The organism is Kitasatospora sp. NPDC001660 (assembly GCF_053596725.1).
In genome coordinates this window covers 1-15,785 of sequence record NZ_JBSFGU010000001.1, presented here as the reverse complement: position 1 = coordinate 15,785, position 15,785 = coordinate 1, and the positions used below count along the sequence as shown (strand labels likewise).

Genomic DNA, 15,785 nt, shown 5'->3' with positions numbered 1-15,785 from the left:
CGTCGCGTCCCTGAGCGCGCCGTCGCTCCCCGCGGTGCCGACATCCCCCTGAGCCCGCGTCCCCGCAGGCCCGCCACCGCCGCCTCCCGCTTCCTTCCGGAACTCACCGCGAGCGGCGAGGTCGGCGCTGGCCGGGCTGGACTCCTCCCGGCGGTGCCGGATCCGTCAATCGCCTTGCTGTGGGCGGATGATGACCACCGGGCAGGCGGCGTGCTGTGCGCAGCGCGTGCTCACCGAGCCGAGCAGGGCCCGGGTGAACCCGCTGTGGCCGTGGCTGCCCACGACCAGCAGTTCGGCGCCCCGCGACGCGTCGAGGAGCACGTCGGAGGGGTCGCCCATCACCATCGTCCGGCGGACCGGCACCGGCAGGTCGTCGCCGAGCACCTCGTCCAGTTCCTCGGCGAAGCGTCGTTCGGCGAGGTTCCGGTCGAAGGACGTGTCGACCACGGGCGCGGACCAGCCGAAGTGGCTCGGCGGCTCCCACGCGCCCACCGCGTCGACGACCCCGCCGATCAGCTCGGCGTGCCGGACCGCCCAGCGCAGCGCGGCGCGCGAGGGCTGCGAGCCGTCGACGCCGACCACGACGCGGGGAACGGATTCGTTCGCGTTCATCTGTACCGTCCTGTCGGTCGTTGCCCCGTCCGTCGTTGCCCCACCCACCACGGTGCGTGCCGCCGATCGCTGCCGCCAGTACGGCCCGGCACCCGGGTGACGGCGGCGCGGGGCCCGCCGGGTGATCGATTCCGGACACGGGAGGGGGCCGAAGAATGCCGGGTTCTGGCAGTGTGTGATCACAGCGCCCTTGACGCGATCTCGACGGCGTCCGCGCGCGATCGGCCGCGGGCGATGGCGGGGGGACGGAAGGAACGGAATGGTGGGGGTTGTCGTCGTGGACGACAGGCGCCCGGCCGGGACGGGCGGTTGGTGTGCGGCGTTGTACGATTCGCGTCGTCAAGCGCGCGGTGGGGGAATCGGGGGGCGCATGGACGGCGAAACGCCGCTGACCGGACGTCGGCGGACCGGCCGGGTCCGGGGGGACATCAGACTGACGGGCGTCCTGCTGGTCGTCGGTGGCCTGCTGACGGCCGCTGCGGCGCTGCGGCCCGACGGCGGGCTGCTCGGCACGGCCACAGCCGGGCCGGTGGGCGTCATCGGCTTCGTGGTGCTGCTCGGGATCGGCTGGGCAGTGCTCGTCGGCCGGTTCGCGGTGCGTTTCCGGGAGGAGGTCCGGAACCTCGCCGGGCCGACGCCGCGCGCCGAGCGCCTGCGGGAGGCGGCGATGGTCCTGCTGCCCCTGGCCGCCCTCGGGGTGCCGGCGCTGATGCTGGTCCTCAACGCCCGCACGGGCGGGGACCACGGCTTCAGGCCGCACGTGCCGCCGGATCTCCCGCCGACACCGACGCCGCGTCCTTCGGAAGCGGTCCAGCCGTCGGACAACGAGGCGCTCATGGTCCTTCCCGGGCTCGTGTTCGGTGTGTTGGGGCTGGTGATGGCCGTTGCGTTCGTGGTTGTCGCCGTCATGCTGCTGCGGCGCCTGCGCCTGCGCCTGCGTCGCCGGGAAACCCGGGTGCTGCTGCCCGCCGCGCCGCCGCCGCGCTCGGAGGACGTCCTCGCCGAGGCCGTCGTGTCCGCCCGCACGGCGCTGGCCGGGGACGACGCGCGGGCGGCCGTCATCGCCTGCTTCGTGGCCATGGAAGCCTCGCTGGCCGGCGTCGGCGTTTCCCGGCGCGCGTCGGACAGTCCGACGGAGCTGGTGGAACGCGCGCTGTCGCACCGGAGCATCGACCCGGGCCAGGCACACACGCTCACCGCGCTGTTCCGCGAGGCCAGGTACTCGACCCACCCGATGGACGACGGCCAGGTGCGCCGAGCCCGGGCGGCCCTCGATGCCATCGCCGAAACGCTCGCGGCGGCACTTGCCGAGGGTGCGCCCGCGCTGTCCGAGCCGACGCCGGCCGCCGCGACAGGACACCGCCGATGAGAATCCGGTCCACCCCGCGGACGCGGACACCCGAGGACTCGGACGGTGAACTCGCCGCGCCCGGCTCCATCCGGCACAGCCTGATCGAGCTGACCGTGGCCGCCGTCCTCGCCGAGCCCCTGCTCGCCCTGGTGGGCGGCGTGCCCGCGGCCGGTGCCGGGGCGGTCCTGCTGACCGCCACCGCCCTGGTCACCGCCCGGTACGTGGCCGGCGCGGGCGCCCTGGAGACGATCCTGCGGCGCCGGCCCCGGCTGATGGAGGCGCACGAGCCCGGCCTCGGCGACTGGCGCTGGACCGTCGGCCAGGCGCTCGACCCGCAGGGCGACGGCGGGCCGCTGCGCACCCGCCTCCAACGGCTGTACGTCGTACGGCTGTCGGACGTCCACGGCCTGCGCCTGCCGGCCGACCGCGACCGGGCCGCCGAACTGGTCGGCCCCCGGCTCTGGCCCTGGATCGACCCTGAGGCGCCGGCCCCGGCCGAGACCGTCCCGGCGCCGGTCCTGCACGCCCTCGTCGACCGGCTGGAGTCCCTGTGACGGTCCGGCCGTCCTCCTAGGGCGTGACCACGCGTCCCGGTCCGCGTCGAGCGCGGCCCGCGCGGTGCTTCGAAGTCCACCATCCACGAACATCCCTGCAGGAGAGCCATGTCCGTCCTACCCCAGGCCCCCGCCGTACTCGACGGCGTGCACACCCCGGCCGAACCAGTTGTGGCGATACCGGAGCTGACCCCACAGGAGGCCGGGGAACGCGCCCGCGCGGTGCTCGCGGAGATCGAACGGGCCGTCGTCGGCAAGCCGGAGGCGCTCCGCCTGGTCATGCTCGGCGCCCTGGCCGGCGGCCACGTCCTGATCGAGGACCTGCCCGGGCTCGGCAAGACCCTGCTGGCGCGCTCGTTCGCGACCACGCTCGGCCTGGACTTCCGCCGGATCCAGTTCACCCCCGACCTGCTGCCCTCGGACGTCACCGGCGCCCCGTTCTACGACCGGAACACCGGCGAGATGGTGTTCCGGCCCGGCCCGCTGTTCACCCAGCTCCTGCTCGCCGACGAGATCAACCGCACCCCGCCGAAGACCCAGGCCGCCCTGCTGGAGGCGATGGCCGAGGGCCAGGTGTCGATGGACGGCGAGACCCGCCGCCTGCCGCACCCCTTCCTCGTGATCGCCACCGCCAACCCGATCGAGTACGAGGGCACTTACGCCCTCCCGGAGGCGCAGCTCGACCGCTTCCTGCTCCGCGTGCGGATGGGTTACCTGCCCGTGGTCACGGAGGCGGCGATGCTGCGCGCCCGGCTCGACCGGGCGGCACCGGAGGCGGTGCTCGACACCGTGGGCAGCCCTTCGGAGCTGCTGGCCATGCGCGCGGCGGTGGAGCGGGTGGAGGTCGACGACGACCTGGTCGACTACGTGATCGCGCTGGTCGACGCGACCCGCAACGACCAGCAGATCCAGGTCGGCGCCTCGCCCCGCGGCGGCCTCGCGCTGATCCAGCTGGCCCGGGCACGGGCGATGCTGGAGGGCCGCGACTACCTGACCCCGGAGGACGTCAAGGCGCTCGCCGTCCCGGCGCTCGCCCACCGCATCACGCTCGCACCGGAGTTGTGGGTGCGCCAGATCGAGGCCGACGACGTCGTGAAGCGCCTGGCCGACGCCGTCCCGGCGCCGCAGACCCTGCCCCGCGCGGCCAATTCGTGAACCGCCCGCCGCAGTCGGGGGAGTCCGCCGCCCCCGACGGATCACGAGGCGGCACGGGCCGGGCCGTTGTCGCTGCCCGGTCCGTCGTCGGCGCCCGGATCGTCGGTGCCCGGATCGTCGACGGCCTGCCGAGCAGCCCGCCCTCGCCGCACTGGCGCGCCGGTGAGCACACGCTGCGCCTGCTCACCGTGGCCACCGCCGCGGCCGTCGCCGCCCTGCTCACCGGCCACGCCTGGCTGCTCGCCCCGGCGGCCGGGCCCGCCGTCCTGCTCGCCTTCACCGCCCCGGGACGCACTCGGCCGACCAGCCTGTCCGCCGACAACACCGCCGAGCCGCGCCGCTGCTTCGAGGGCGAGCCCGTCACCGTGCACGTCACCGTCCGGCACGACGGGCGGATCGGCCGGCTCGACCCCACCCTGGCGCTCGGCCCCGGCGTCACGCTGGACGCATTCAGCGTCACCGCGACCGGCGTGGACCTGGTCGTCCACGCCGAGAGCTGGGGCCGCTGGCAGCTCGGCGTCATCGACATCGACGTCCACGACGCCGGTGGCCTGACCCGGCGCACCGTGCGCACCGACCTCGGCACGGTGGACGTCTTCCCGGTGCCCAGCGCGGCCCACCTCACCCCGATCCCGGTGCGGCTGCCGGAGCGGATCGGCGAGCACACCACCGCGCACGGGGGCACCGGCACCGAGGTGATCGGCGTGCGCCCGCACGTGCCGGGCGAGCGGCAGCGGCGCATCCACTGGCCGTCGACGACCCGCCGCGACGCCGTCCAGATCAACCAGTTCACCGCCGAACGCGCCGCCGACGCCGTCGTCCTGCTGGACACCCTGGCGGACTTCCGCGACGCCGCCACCGGACTGCGCAGCCTCGACGAGACGCTCCGCGCCGCCACCGGACTGACCCGCGCCTACCTGCGCCGGCACGACCGGATCGGCCTCGTCGCGGCCGGCGGGACGCTGCGCTGGCTCACCGCGGGCAGCGGGGACCGGCAGTTCTACCGCATGGTGGAGAGCGTGCTGGAGGTCCGCCAGGACCGCCCCCGGCGCGGCGCCGTCGTGCCCCGCGTCCCGCTGCCGGCCCTGCCCGGCCACGCCCTCGTGTACGCCTTCACGCCGCTCGCCGACCAGCGGATCCTCGATGTGCTCGGCCAGGTGCGCGAACGCGGCAACCCGCTCGTCGTGGTGGAGGTCCCGGCCGGCGAACCGGCCGCGCGGCCGGACGACGACACCGACGCGCTCGCCCTGCGCCTGTGGCACGCCGAACGCGAGGCGATGCGCTCGACGCTGCGCGGCCGCGGCATCCCGGTGGTCCGCCACACGCCGGGCGAGACCCTCGACCTGGCACTCGCGCCGCTGCTGCGTCGCACGATCACGGGAGCGGCCTGATGACCCCGACGACCCCGACGCCGGTGGGTGCGACGGAAGCGGTGCCCCCGCCCGGCGCCGCCCGGTGGGCCCCGCAGCTCGAACGGGCCGTCCTGCGCGGCACCGGCGCCGCACTGGCCCTCGCCGCCGTCGGCCTCCCCGGGAGCGGTGGCGCGACCGACCGGTTCGGGCCCGCCGCGGCCGTGGCCGTCACCGGCCTCGCACTCTGGGCCGCCCCGCCGCCGGACGGCCCGCCGAGGCGGTCGGCGAGCTGGCCCGCGCGCCTCGCCGCCACCCGCACGACCGTCCTCGCCACCGGCTCCGTGCTGCTCGCCGCACTGGGCGAGCCGCCGGTGTGGCAGGCCCTCGCGGTGACCGTCCTGCTCATCGGCTACCTGCTGCTCCTCGACGCCTTCGGCCCCCGGCGCCGCACCGTGCGGCCGGCCTCCGCGGTCGCCGCCGTCACGGCGTGCCTGCTGGTCCTGCCGGTGGCGTTCGCGCCCACCGGGGCGGGCGAGTGGTCCCGCCCGATCGCCCTGCTCGGTCTGACGGCCGCGGCCTGTGGCGTCGCCCTCGCCCTGCGCCCGGCCCCGCGGTCCGCGGACGATGCCGGGGCCGGCGACGGTTCCGGCCAGGGGTGACACCGCCCGGGAGCCGGATCCGGCCGTCGGGCGACCTCCGGGTGGAGATCGCCCGACGACGCCGACGACATGGCCGCCGTCCTCGCGGGTCCCGGCGGCGGCAGTCGGCACCTGTGCCTCGTGGCGGTCCCACTGCCGGGACGGCGGCGGGGTCACGCCTCCTTCGCGCGTCCGCTGGTCGGCGAGCTGCGCGGCGTGCGCGAGCCCGGCCCATGGCTCACGGCGACTGGCGGCGGACGCGCTTCAGTTCCCGGCCGACGGCCCACGCGTCGGCGACCGGCCCGAGGTGGCCGAGCTTGTCCGGATTGATCACCACACGGACGGCCTGGACCTGCCCGTCGAGCACGTCGAGGGTCATGGCGTGGAGCACCCTGCCGTCCCGGTCGCGGACGACCGCGCCGGGCTGCCCGTTGACCTCGTGCGGCTCGCACGTTGCGTCGATCCGCTGCAGCAGCGGGAAGAACGCGCCCAGCACGCGGGCCACGTTGTCCGCGCCGACGACGGCGTTGGCCAGCTGCGGAGCCTTGCCGCCGCCGTCCCCGACGAGCTGCACGTCGGCGGCGAGCAGGTTCCGCAGCGCTCCCACGTCGCCGTCGGTCAGCGCGCCGAAGAACCGCGTCGCCAACTCCTGCCGCTCCTGGCGGTCCGCCGCGAACCGCGGGCGCCCCGCCTCCATGTGCCGCCGCGCCCGCACCAGCAGTTGCCGACAGGCCGCTTCCGAACGCCCCACCGCCGCGGCGATGTCGTCGAAGCCGAACGCGAACACCTCCCGCAGCACGAACACCGCCCGCTCCAGCGGGCTGAGCCGCTCCAGGAGCAGCAGCGCCGCCATCGACACGGAGTCGGCCAACTCGGCCGCCCGCGCCGGGTCCTGGTACGGATCGCTCAGCAGGGGCTCGGGGAACCACGGCCCGACGTACGCCTCGCGCCGCACCCGCGCCGACCGCAGGACGTCGATGGAGATCCGGGTGACCGCGGCCGACAGGTAGGCCTTGGTGGAGGTGGGCTGCGCCGCGGTGGCGTCGAAGCGCAGCCACGTCTCCTGCACGGCGTCCTCGGCCTCGCTCACGCTGCCCAGGATCCGGTAGGCGATCGAGAACAGCAGCGGTCGCAGCTCCTCGAAGTCCTCGACCCTGCTCATGTCGGTGTCCTCTCGCTCGTCGATCGGTGCTGCCGGGCCGCGCGGGCGCCTTCCGGCGATCCCCTGTGCCACCGGAAGGCGCCCGCGCCCGTCACGTCAGTGGAACTGTCCGGGCTCGTAGGCCCCGGCCGGCTGCTGCGTGATGACGTTGAGCCGGTTCACCATGTTCATGAACGACACGAGGAGCACCAGGGCGGCGATCTGGTCCTTGTCATAGTGCTCCGCTGCGCGGGCCCACACGTCGTCACCGACCCCGCCGGCCGCGTCCGCGACGCGGGTGCCCGCCTCGGCGAGGGCCAGTGCGGCGCGCTCGGCCTCGGTGTAGACGGTGGCCTCGCGCCACGCCGCCACCAGGTTGAGCCGCACCGCGCTCTCGCCGGCCGCGGCGGCGTCCTTGGTGTGCATGTCGACGCAGACCGCGCAGCCGTTGATCTGGCTGACCCGCAGGGCGACGAGCTCCTGGGTGGCGGGCGGCAGGGGCGAGTCCTTGATGGTCCTGCCCGCCGCCATGATGTGCTTGAAGCTCTTGCCGATGGTCGCGTTGGCGAAGTAGTCGAGTCGGGCGTCCATGGTGTGCTCCTCCGTGATCGTGAGTGGCTGCACCCTGAGACGGGACAGCCCGCCGCGTTGTGACACGGTCGGGTGTGATCCGCGTCTCAGGACGTCACTGCCGCGGCCGGGCGGGCCCCGGAGACCCGCCGCTGCGCCCGTGTGGTGGGCAGGTCGCGGCGCTTGCGCATCGGGGAGAACCAGAGGATCAGCGCCGCCAGCGGCACGCCCGCGGTGAGCAGCCACATCGTGGGCCGCACGCCGATCCAGGTGCCGAGCAGGCCGCCGAGCACGGCGCCCACCGGGATCGTCCCGAAGTTGAGCATCGCGCTGCTCGCCGAGAGCCGTCCGAGCAGCTCGGCGGGGCAATAGCGCTGCTGGAAGGTCGACTTGATGACATTCCCGGCGACGACCCCGGCCGAGACGCCGAACCCGCCGAGGACGAAGAGCGCCAGGCCTGCGCCGGGCGTGGTGAGCGGGATCAGGACGGCGACGGACGGCAGCACCAGCTCGAAGAAGAGCATCGCCCGCGCCGTGCCCATCCGGGCGGCGACTCGACGGGCCACGGCCGCGCCTGCGATGCCACCGGTCGAGGCTGCGGCGACGAGCCCGCCGACTGCGCCCTCGGGCAGCCCCACTTCCCGTACCAGGAAAACGACTTGGATCGACTGGTACCCGACGAGCGTCAGGTTCGAGGCGGCGCCGAAGAGCGTGAACGTGCGGAACCAGACGTCGCCGGCGACCAGGCGCAGCCCCTCGCCGATCTCCTGGCGCAGTGCGCGTTTCGCCCGTGCCCGCTTGACGGGTTCGCGGTGTCGGATCCGGCCGGTGCACACCAGCGAGAGCAGGAAGGTGACGCTGTTGGCGAGCACGCCGTTGACGGGGCCGGTGAGCTGGGCGATCAGGCCGCCGGCACCGAGGCCCGTGAGGCTCGCGGCGGAGGCGCTGCCGTGGAGCTTGGCGTTGCCCTCGGCCTGGTCGGCGGGGGAGAGCAGCTCGGGCAGGTACGCGGTGTGCGCGGTCTGGAAGAAGACGGAGGCGACACCGGTGGCGAGGGCCACCGCGACGAGCTGGGCCATCGTCAGGATCCCGGCGTGGGCGGCCAGTGGGACGGTCGCGAAGAGGAGCAGCGAGACGGCGGAGGCGGCCAGCATGATCGGGCGGCTGCGCATCCGGTCGACCCACGCCCCGACGGGCAGGCCGATCAAGAGCCAGGGCAGCCAGCCGGCGGCGCTCAGGACGCCGACCTGGAGGGTGGAGGCGTGCAGGGTGGTGACCGCGATCAGCGGCATGGCCAGGCCGGTGACGGCGGAGCCGAACTTGTTGGCGGTCTCGCCGGTCCATAACAGCCGGAAGTCGCGGTGGCGGCGCAGCAGACCGGTGGTGGGGCGCTCGGTCGAGACGTCGGCGGCGCTCATGAAGGGTCGGACTCCTTGCGGGGGAGGGACTGGATCTGGAGGATCACCGGACGGGCCGCGGGATCGGGCTCGGCGTCCGGGTCGGGGGTGTGACGGTCGATCACGGCCATCAGGTCGTCGTTGAGGGCGCGCAGTTGGGCGGGTGTGAGGCGCAGGTTCGACCAGCCGGAGACGGTGCCGGCGCCCCGCCACTCCTCCGGCCACTCGGCGGCCAGGGCGTCCGCGACGCGCCGGAACTGCTCGCGGAGCATCTCGCCGAGGTAGACGTCGAGGGCGCCCTTGGTGGCCGGGTCGCGGTCGAAGTCGGCGGTGTTGAGGACGTCGCGGCTGCGTACGGCCCGCCACCAGCGCTCGCGCCGGGTGCCGCGGTCCTTCTCCTCCTCGATGAAGCCGTGTTCGGCGAGGTGGCGCAGGTGCCAGCTGACGGTGCCGGTGTTCTCGCCGAGCCGCTCGGCGAGGCGGGCGGAGGTGGCGGGTCCGGTGGTGCGCAGTTCGTCGAGGATGCGCATCCGCAGGGGGTGGGCGAGGCCGCGCAGGCTCTTGGCGTCGATCCGGCGGCGGGGCTGGTCGGTCATGGGGATCACCCTAAGGTGCAGAGGAGTCTCTGCATAGGCCTCTCTGCAGAGAATTCTCTGCACCGTGGCCCGGAGAGTCGGGCGAGCTTTCCGTTAGATGCTCTAACACTTTTTCTTGACGCTCACTTGCGCTGGGCGTTATAACTTCTAGCGAAGGCAACAAGCTCTACGGAAGGGGGCGGTCAGCATGGAGACCGACCGCATGGTTCAGGTCGTTCTGCCGGGCATCGTGGCGCCGGAAGGCCTGGAGATCCGGCACGGCCGCGTGCCGCAGGCGGGCCCGGGGCAGGTCGTGGTGGCGGTGGAGGCGAGCGGCGTCTCGTTCGCCGAGCAGCAGATGCGCCGGGGGCGGTACTACGACCAGCCGCCCTTCCCGTTCGTCCCCGGCTACGACCTCGTGGGTCGGGTGCTGGCCACCGGCGCGGACGTCGACCCGGGCCTGACCGGACGGCGGGTGGCCGCGCTGGTGAAGACCGGAGGATGGTCCAGCCACGTCGTGCTCGACGCGGCGGACGCCGTCGAGGTCCCGGAGGGGCTCGCCGCCGACGAGGCGGAGACCGTCGTGGTCAACGGCATCACCGCCTGGCAGATGCTGCACCGCCGGGCGCGGGTGCGGGCCGGGCAGACGATCCTCGTGCACGGCGCGAGCGGCGGGGTCGGCTCCGTCCTCGTCCAGCTCGCCCTGGCGGCGGGCGTGACCGTGATCGGCACGGCGTCCGCCCGGCACCACGACGCCCTGCAAGAACGCGGCGTCATCCCGGTCGACTACCGCTCCGGCGACGTCCCGGCCCGCGTCCGGGAACTGGCGCCCGGCGGCGTCGACGCCGTCTTCGACCACGTCGGCGGCCGCAGCGTGATCGACTCCTGGCACCTCCTGGCCGCCGGCGGCACGCTCGTCGCCTACGGCAGCGCCTCCACCCGCGACGACACCGGGTCCAAGCAGTGGCCCGTCCTGAAGATCCTCGCCCGCACCTGGCTCTGGAACACCCTGCCCAACGGGCGCCGCGCCCACTTCTACAACATCTGGGCCGGCCGCGCCCTCGCCAAGGACCGCTTCCGGGACCGCCTGCGCGCGGACCTTTCCCAGGTGCTCGCCGCCGTGCGCAGCGGCGAGGTCTCCGCGCCGATCGCCGCCAGGCTCCCGCTCACCCGGGCGGCGGAGGCCCTGCGCCTGGCGGAGTCCGGCACCGTCACCGGGAAGGTCGTCCTGACACCCTGACGGTGTTCAGGACCGCGCTCCGATGATCCGTCAGGAGGACCGGACGGGACCCGACCGGGCCGCGCCACCCTGCGGCCCGGTCAGCTCGCGCGGGCCAACTCCGCCCGCACGCGCCCGACCTGCTGCTCGTACTCGGTCCGCGCCTGCTCCAGCAGTCGCGCCCAGGAGACCACCGTCGGACGCCGCCGCAGCAGTGCTCGCCGCTCGCGGTCCGTCATGCCTCCCCACACCCCGTGCTCGATCCGCTCGTCCAGCGCGTACGCCAGGCACTCGGTCCGCACCGGGCACCCCGAGCACACCGTTTTCGCGCGGTTCTGCGCCGCACCGTCGACGAACAGCTCGTCCGGATCCGCCGTACGGCAGATCCCGCGCTTCGCCCAGTCCGTGTCCTCCACGCCGATCCCCTCCCCAGGGTTCGCTCCGCCACCGGCCCTGACAGTTGATCACAGACCGGGTCGTCGAGACTACGCACCGCCCCAGCTCCCACGGAAGCGGTACCTCACCCGATCGGGTGAATCTATCGAACCCGCGGCGGGTCGCGCCGCGCGGGCCTCGTGCCGCGTGGCGCGTGACCTCCGGGATCCTGCCGCTGACCTTGCCGCTCACCGGTGGGTCGCCGCGGCCGGCGCCCGGGCCCGATCGTGTGAGGGGTGTGTGCCGCCCGGGGCCGTGGCTCGTTGAGGTGGGTGTGGCTGACGAGACGGAGTACGGGCGTGGGCGCATGCCGGTGGTGTGGGCACTGGCGGTGCGGGAGGTGGCGGACGGGCCGCCGCTCGCGGAGGTGGTCGTGGAGGTCGGGGTCGGGCTGCACGCGGACCTGATGGCGAACGCGGTCGACAGCGGTTTCGTGCTCGCCGCCGGCGAGCCGCCGGCCACGAGCGGGGCCGTCGAGGTCGGCGGCGGGCGAATGGAGCGCCTGGTGCTGGTGGGCGGGCGCGAGGTGTGGGAGCCGGACGCGCTGGTCGCGGCGTCGCCCACGTGGCTGGCGGCGGCCGAGGGCAGAGGCGCGGCGGTGGTGATCCTGGTGCCGCCGGGCACGTGGCCGCCGGGGCTGATGGAGCTGGAGCCCCAGGCTCGTCTGGACGTCTTCACCCGGCGCCTGGAGCAGGCGCGGGCCGAGGGCCGGGTCCTGCACGGGCTGGCGTCGCTGCGGGAGGTGCGTCCGGGGTGAACCACGTCGATCGACGGAAGTGGGGCTGCGGCGGCGCGGCCCCCCTTCGTCCCCGACACCCCCCGGACGACGGGAGCAGCCGCTGCTGCACGACACGGCCGAGGTCGAGCGCGGGTTCTGGGGCCCGGAGCGGGTCGCGGCGCCGTTCCCGGGCCGGCCGGTGGGTGATCGGTGCCGCCGCTCCCGACGCCGGCCGGCCCGCTCGGCCGTGGCGCGCTGGGCGGGCGGGGGGTGCAGCGCGGTGGGGAGTCGGCGGCTCGGCGAGACCGGCCGCGGGGCCATCGGCGGCTGACCGACGGCCGGGCGGGGCCGGTTCAGTGGGCGATGGTGGCGTGCATCTCCCACACCAGGATCTCGGCGGGCTCGATCGCGGTGACCTTCTGGCCGCCGACCGCGGTGAAGCGTACGGCGTCGCCGGCGCCGAGCGGACCGACGCCTTCGAGGGCGACGTCGCCGCGGGCGACGAACAGGTGCACGAAGGGGGCGTCGGGCAGCTCGACGTTCTGTCCGGGCTGCAGGCGGGCGACGTGCAGTGCGGCGTGGCGGTTCCTGATGCGGATGGCGGACTCGCCCTCGTGCTTGGCCATGCCGGAGGCGACCGGGAGCAGGTCGCCGGACAGCAGTTCGTTGTCGATCTCGAGCTGTTCGTAGCCCGGCGTGATGCCGCTTTCGTCGGGAACCACCCACATCTGGACGAAGTGGACGGGGTCGGTGTGGACGTCGGCGCCGCCCAGGCGCCAGGAGTCGTTCTTCTCCGAGTGCAGGATCCCGGTGCCGGCGCTCATGCGCTGTGCGAGTCCGGGATAGATCACGCCGGAGTGGCCGGTGGAGTCCTGGTGGACCAGGGAACCCTGGATCACCCAGGTGACGATCTCCATGTCGCGGTGCGGGTGGGTCTCGAAACCGCTGCCGGGCTGGACGATGTCGTCGTTGTTGACGAGCAGCAGCCCGTGGTGGGTGTTGGCGGGGTCGAAGTGCCCGCCGAACGAGAAGGAGTGCTTGGAGTCCAGCCAGTCGATCTTCGTGGCGAGGCGCTCACCGGAGCGGCGGACGTCGATCCGGGGGTGGTTCGCGAGGGTGCTCATCTCGTGGTCCTTTCAGGCGATCGTGCGGCGGCGGCTTGGGGGTGCCGGGCGAGGCCCGGTGGGCTTCCCGGTGCCTCCGAACAACATAGTTCATGGTTCAACTATTCCTCGATATCCGCACCGCATCCCGGCCGGGGGGAGTTCGTTATCCATGGCAAGCCACCCGAGGGTCGAGGAGCGGAGGTTCCCATGTCGGACGAAACGACGCCGCAGTACCGGAGCTACACCTGGGAGGACGAGCAAGGGGGCTGCTATCTGGCCCTGTACCCGGGCGAGGAGGACGCCGACGACGAGGGCAAGGCCCAACTGCGCGCGATGGGCGCCAGGCTGGCGGCCGAGCAGGAGACCGAGGCCGCGCGCCCCGGGCTGAGGCTGGTCCGCGACGAGGATTCCTCCTGACCCCGCACCCGGGCCCGGCCGGGTCGCGCGCAACGCCGCCGCCCGCGGGATCGGCACGCCGGACCACCCGTTCGCCGCCCAACGCTCGTGACGAAGAGAACGTCCATGCCGGAACTCCCCTGCTGCGAGTGGACTGTGGCGGCCGTTGATCCGGCCTGGTCGGCCTCACCATCGGCAGCCGGCCGCTCAACCTGTCCGCCTGCTCCCCAGGGCCCGGGACACCCGCGCCAACACCGATCCCAAGTCATCTGATCGGGCTGACCACCACGGCGATCGACCTCGCCGGTCCGGCTGCCTTCACCCCGGCAGGTGCCGGGCCAGAGCGGCGGCGGGCAGGACCGAACCGGTGGTGAGCGCCGGCAGTACCAGGCCCGTCGCTACCAACCGAGCGGCATCGTCGACCAGTTGGGGCTGGAGACGGCGTCCGGCGAACACCCGGCGATGGGCGACCGGCGCGGTGGGGGCCGCTTCGGCCGTTGTCCGGTACCGCCACGGGATCGCCTCCAGCTCCTGCACGTCCAAGCGTGTAGCCGGACCCGGGGCGGGCAAACGCGAGGCATGGACGACCAGCAGGCGGTCCGCCAGGCCGCACCCGGAACGGTGCCCCGCGATCAGGTCGTCCGCGCGGCCGGTGGTGACGCGCGGGATGATGTCCGGGACGGTACGCCGCCGTCCCGACCGATCCGGGAGCCCGCCATGCCACCGCCAGCCGAGGACCCTGCCGACGGGGAGAAGGAACGCGAACGCGACGGCCTGCTCGTCGCGGTGGACCACGCGGGGCCGGTGCGGATCGTCGCGGTGGCCGGCGAGCTGGACCACGGCACGGCGGACGGCCTGCGGGGCGTGTTCGCCGCGCCCGTCGACGAGGGCGTCCAACGGATCGTGGTCGACCTCGGGGAGCTTCGGTTCTGCGACTCGACGGGCCTCAACATCCTGCTGCGGGCCCGCATCGACGCCGAGGCGGCCGGGCTGCGACTGGAACTCGCCGGTCCGCGCCCGGTCGTGGAACGGCTGTTCGCGGTCACCGGTGCCGACGGCGTGTTCCGGATCCATCCCGATCTCGAATCGGCCCTGAAGGAGCCCGGCCCGACACCGACGGACGCCCGGGGCGACGTTCCTCCGTCAGGCTCGGCCTGAGGAGGCTTCGATGACCACTCCCGCAGCAGGTCGACTGCCGAGCGGCGAGCAGATCAGGCGGCTCGCGTTCGGTGACATCGAGGGCGCGGTGCAGCGCAGCCGCGAGTTCAGCCGGCAGGCGCTGTTGTCGTGGCACTGGCTGCCCGCCGCGGACGCCGAGCAGCAGGCCGTCGCGGAGGACGTCCTGCTCATGGTCTCGGAACTGGTCACCAACGCTTGCCTGCACGCCCCCGGGGGGCCCCGCGAACTGCGGCTCGCCTGGAACGGGAGCCGGCTGCGGGCGGAGGTGGCGGATGCCAGCCCGGTGCCGCCGAAAGTGCTCCCGCACACCGACCCGGCCCTGCCGGGCGGGCACGGCCTGCGCGTGGTGGACAGGCTGGCCGGGGCCTGGGGGTGCCTGCCGGAGGGGGACGGGAAGTCGGTCTGGTTGGAGGTGAGGTCTCCGCCCGACCGTCACGTCCGCCGGGGCTGACCGCGGACGCCGGTGCTGTCGGACGTCACTGCTGGCCGGCATGGGGCTCCGGCGGCGGTGCCGGGTCGGGGTCGGGGAAGGGTTCCGGCCCCGGGAAGGGCGGGCCCGGCTGCGCGAGAAGTTGGAGGACCGCGACGCCCCGGGCTGGTCGGACGAACCGCCGGAGGCGCACGCCCGACCCGGCCGGCACCGCGCCGAGCACCGCGTCCCGCGGCAGGCGTGACCGGTCGTTCCACCTCGTCGCCGCCCCGCCCGCGCGCCGTCCGCGCCGTGTGCCCGGGCGGTGGCCATGATCGGGGCGACGTGCATCGTCCGATGCCGAACGAGAAACAGGAGGTGTCCTGATGACTGCTGCCGGGCTGTCCTTCGACGTGGTGAGCGTGGAAAAGCCGGATGACGTGAATGTGATCATCGGCCAGTCGCACTTCATCAAGACCGTGGAGGACCTGCACGAGGCGATGGCCGGGGTCGGGCCGCACCTGCGTTTCGGCATCGCCTTCTGCGAGGCCTCCGGCGCCTGCCTGGTCCGCCGGTCGGGCAACGACGACGAGCTGGTCGCGCTGGCGGTGCGCAACGCGCAGGCGATCGGGGCGGGCCACTCCTTCGTGATCCTGCTCAGCCAGGGCTACCCGGTCAACGTTCTCAACGCCATCAAGCTCGTGCCCGAGCTGTGCACCGTCTTCTGCGCGACCGCCAACCCCGTGGACGTCCTGATCGCCCTCACCGGGCGGGGCCGCGGGGTGATCGGCGTGATCGACGGCGTACCCCCGGTCGGTGTCGAGACCGACGAGGACGCCGCGGACCGGCACGGTCTGCTGCGCCGGATCGGCTACAAGCTCTGAGCTTGGCGTTTAACCTCGCTGCGCTTGGTGTTCCTTGATCGACTCGGCGCGTTTCACGGACTTGCCGACGTCGTGGTGCTTGGCGCGGCGCTTG

19 protein-coding genes are annotated in these 15,785 nt (G+C 74.0%); 11 read left to right on the top strand and 8 right to left on the bottom strand.

Annotated elements, in window-relative coordinates; all coding sequences use genetic code 11:
- Positions 1-165: 165 nt before the first annotated feature.
- Entirely contained in the window at positions 166-612 is a 447-nt protein-coding gene (locus tag ACWCXH_RS00095) for a universal stress protein (protein ID WP_449799006.1), read from the bottom strand.
- Positions 613-982: 370 nt separating this feature from the next.
- Between ACWCXH_RS00095 and ACWCXH_RS00090 the strand changes: the two genes are divergently transcribed.
- The 5 genes from ACWCXH_RS00090 (at position 983) to ACWCXH_RS00070 (ending at position 5,683) form a co-directional block, all read left to right on the top strand.
- Positions 983-1,981, top strand: a complete 999-nt coding sequence (locus tag ACWCXH_RS00090) for a DUF4129 domain-containing protein (protein WP_449799005.1) — start codon at positions 983-985, stop codon at positions 1,979-1,981.
- A complete protein-coding gene (locus ACWCXH_RS00085) occupies positions 1,978-2,517 on the top strand; it encodes a hypothetical protein (RefSeq protein ID WP_449799004.1) in 540 nt (179 codons plus the stop codon). The genes ACWCXH_RS00090 and ACWCXH_RS00085 overlap by 4 nt, the downstream gene beginning before the upstream one ends.
- A 108-nt stretch (positions 2,518-2,625) precedes the next feature.
- Positions 2,626-3,672, top strand: a complete 1,047-nt coding sequence (locus ACWCXH_RS00080; protein ID WP_449799003.1) for an AAA family ATPase — start codon at positions 2,626-2,628, stop codon at positions 3,670-3,672.
- Positions 3,669-5,063: a DUF58 domain-containing protein gene (locus ACWCXH_RS00075; protein WP_449799002.1), complete on the top strand. Its 1,395-nt coding sequence runs from the start codon at positions 3,669-3,671 to the stop codon at positions 5,061-5,063. The genes ACWCXH_RS00080 and ACWCXH_RS00075 overlap by 4 nt, the downstream gene beginning before the upstream one ends.
- On the top strand, positions 5,063-5,683 hold the full coding sequence (locus tag ACWCXH_RS00070) for a hypothetical protein (RefSeq protein ID WP_449799001.1): 621 nt from the start codon (positions 5,063-5,065) through the stop codon (positions 5,681-5,683). Before ACWCXH_RS00075 ends, ACWCXH_RS00070 begins: the two co-directional genes overlap by 1 nt.
- A gap of 217 nt (positions 5,684-5,900) precedes the next feature.
- On the opposite strand, the gene ACWCXH_RS00065 is transcribed toward ACWCXH_RS00070, so the two are convergent.
- From ACWCXH_RS00065 to ACWCXH_RS00050, 4 genes are all read right to left on the bottom strand, one after another.
- Positions 5,901-6,824, bottom strand: a complete 924-nt coding sequence (locus ACWCXH_RS00065) for an RNA polymerase sigma-70 factor (RefSeq protein ID WP_449799000.1) — start codon at positions 6,822-6,824, stop codon at positions 5,901-5,903.
- Positions 6,825-6,920: 96 nt separating this feature from the next.
- Positions 6,921-7,394 (bottom strand): carboxymuconolactone decarboxylase family protein, encoded by a 474-nt coding sequence (locus ACWCXH_RS00060; RefSeq protein ID WP_449798999.1) that lies wholly within the window; start codon positions 7,392-7,394, stop codon positions 6,921-6,923.
- A gap of 86 nt (positions 7,395-7,480) precedes the next feature.
- A complete protein-coding gene (locus tag ACWCXH_RS00055; RefSeq protein WP_449798998.1) occupies positions 7,481-8,791 on the bottom strand; it encodes an MFS transporter in 1,311 nt (436 codons plus the stop codon).
- On the bottom strand, positions 8,788-9,366 hold the full coding sequence (locus tag ACWCXH_RS00050) for a helix-turn-helix domain-containing protein (RefSeq protein ID WP_449798997.1): 579 nt from the start codon (positions 9,364-9,366) through the stop codon (positions 8,788-8,790). Before ACWCXH_RS00050 ends, ACWCXH_RS00055 begins: the two co-directional genes overlap by 4 nt.
- Positions 9,367-9,568: 202 nt before the next feature.
- Between ACWCXH_RS00050 and ACWCXH_RS00045 the strand changes: the two genes are divergently transcribed.
- A complete protein-coding gene (locus ACWCXH_RS00045) occupies positions 9,569-10,585 on the top strand; it encodes a medium chain dehydrogenase/reductase family protein (RefSeq protein WP_449798996.1) in 1,017 nt (338 codons plus the stop codon).
- Between the two features lie 80 nt (positions 10,586-10,665).
- Here the strand turns inward: ACWCXH_RS00045 and ACWCXH_RS00040 are convergent, their stop codons facing one another.
- The gene (locus ACWCXH_RS00040; RefSeq protein WP_449798995.1) at positions 10,666-10,980 is read right to left on the bottom strand and encodes a WhiB family transcriptional regulator; all 315 of its coding nucleotides are present in this window, start codon (positions 10,978-10,980) and stop codon (positions 10,666-10,668) included.
- A 293-nt stretch (positions 10,981-11,273) separates the two neighbouring features.
- On the opposite strand from ACWCXH_RS00040, the gene ACWCXH_RS00035 reads away from it, so the two are divergent.
- Positions 11,274-11,756 carry a hypothetical protein gene (locus tag ACWCXH_RS00035; protein ID WP_449798994.1) on the top strand — a complete coding sequence of 161 codons (483 nt, stop codon included), beginning with the start codon at positions 11,274-11,276 and terminating at the stop codon, positions 11,754-11,756.
- A gap of 314 nt (positions 11,757-12,070) precedes the next feature.
- On the opposite strand, the gene ACWCXH_RS00030 is transcribed toward ACWCXH_RS00035, so the two are convergent.
- Entirely contained in the window at positions 12,071-12,841 is a 771-nt protein-coding gene (locus tag ACWCXH_RS00030) for a pirin family protein (RefSeq protein WP_449798993.1), read from the bottom strand.
- A gap of 189 nt (positions 12,842-13,030) precedes the next feature.
- On the opposite strand from ACWCXH_RS00030, the gene ACWCXH_RS00025 reads away from it, so the two are divergent.
- Entirely contained in the window at positions 13,031-13,240 is a 210-nt protein-coding gene (locus tag ACWCXH_RS00025; protein WP_449798992.1) for a hypothetical protein, read from the top strand.
- 297 nt (positions 13,241-13,537) lie between these two features.
- On the opposite strand, the gene ACWCXH_RS00020 is transcribed toward ACWCXH_RS00025, so the two are convergent.
- A complete protein-coding gene (locus ACWCXH_RS00020) occupies positions 13,538-13,756 on the bottom strand; it encodes a hypothetical protein (protein ID WP_449798991.1) in 219 nt (72 codons plus the stop codon).
- Positions 13,757-13,936: 180 nt separating this feature from the next.
- On the opposite strand from ACWCXH_RS00020, the gene ACWCXH_RS00015 reads away from it, so the two are divergent.
- From ACWCXH_RS00015 to ACWCXH_RS00005, 3 genes are all read left to right on the top strand, one after another.
- Positions 13,937-14,377 carry an STAS domain-containing protein gene (locus tag ACWCXH_RS00015; protein WP_449798990.1) on the top strand — a complete coding sequence of 147 codons (441 nt, stop codon included), beginning with the start codon at positions 13,937-13,939 and terminating at the stop codon, positions 14,375-14,377.
- Positions 14,378-14,387: 10 nt separating this feature from the next.
- Positions 14,388-14,849, top strand: coding sequence for an ATP-binding protein (locus tag ACWCXH_RS00010; RefSeq protein ID WP_449798989.1), 462 nt, complete (start codon positions 14,388-14,390; stop codon positions 14,847-14,849).
- A 344-nt stretch (positions 14,850-15,193) separates the two neighbouring features.
- Positions 15,194-15,691: an adenosine-specific kinase gene (locus ACWCXH_RS00005; RefSeq protein WP_449798988.1), complete on the top strand. Its 498-nt coding sequence runs from the start codon at positions 15,194-15,196 to the stop codon at positions 15,689-15,691.
- Positions 15,692-15,785 lie beyond the last annotated feature (94 nt).